The organism is Flavobacterium subsaxonicum WB 4.1-42 = DSM 21790, from assembly GCF_000422725.1.
Taxonomy (GTDB): domain Bacteria; phylum Bacteroidota; class Bacteroidia; order Flavobacteriales; family Flavobacteriaceae; genus Flavobacterium; species Flavobacterium subsaxonicum.
Window position 1 is genome coordinate 121,278 of the sequence record NZ_AUGP01000001.1, and the last position, 806, is coordinate 122,083.

An 806-nucleotide genomic window follows, 5' to 3' on the forward strand; every position below is an offset into this window, starting at 1 on the left:
ACAAATTAGCGTGGGGCATCGCCCTACGGAATGTTGAAATGCAACACTCCTGCTAAAATGGAACGCGGATAACACGGATGCTGCGCAATCGCGGATTTACACAGATTTTTTGCCACGAATTGCAATAATTAAACAAAGTTTTACAAGTCCTGAAAGGGCGCAACAAATTAGCGTGGGGCATCGCCCTACGGAATGTTGAAATGCGTAATGGAATGGAACGCGGATGACACGGATGCTGCGCAATCGCGGATTTACACGGTTTTTTTGCCACGAATTGCACTAATTACACGGATTTTTTTGCAAGCCCTGAAAGGGCGCAACAAATTAGCCTGGGGCATCGCCCTACGGAATGTTGAGATGCAACACTTGTGTAAAAAATGGAACGCGGATAACACGGATGCTACGCAATCGCGGATTTTTACGGATTTTGCTCATATCCTCACGCCACCTGAGTGAAGCTGCCCCTCTCCTCCTATGTTTGCAGTGCTAATAAATCAAATTAGATTTGTATAAATTAAAGTGAAAAAGAATGAGAGCCGTTTCTCTCAGAAATAACTCATTGAAGTATATTGATCCGAAGATATCGCCTCATTCTTTTATTATCTTTTAGAGTCTGAACAGAATGTAAGGAAACAGGCAAACCTGTTATCCAGAATATCCAGCCAGGAGAAAAGACGAAGGGAGATTCATCACTTTTATAACTATAAATATTAGTAATGGAGGCAGTAAAACAAGTATTAGGCGTAGATGTGGCAAAAGATGAACTGGTTGTTACCTTAGGCCGGATGTTGGCAGATTTTTCGATT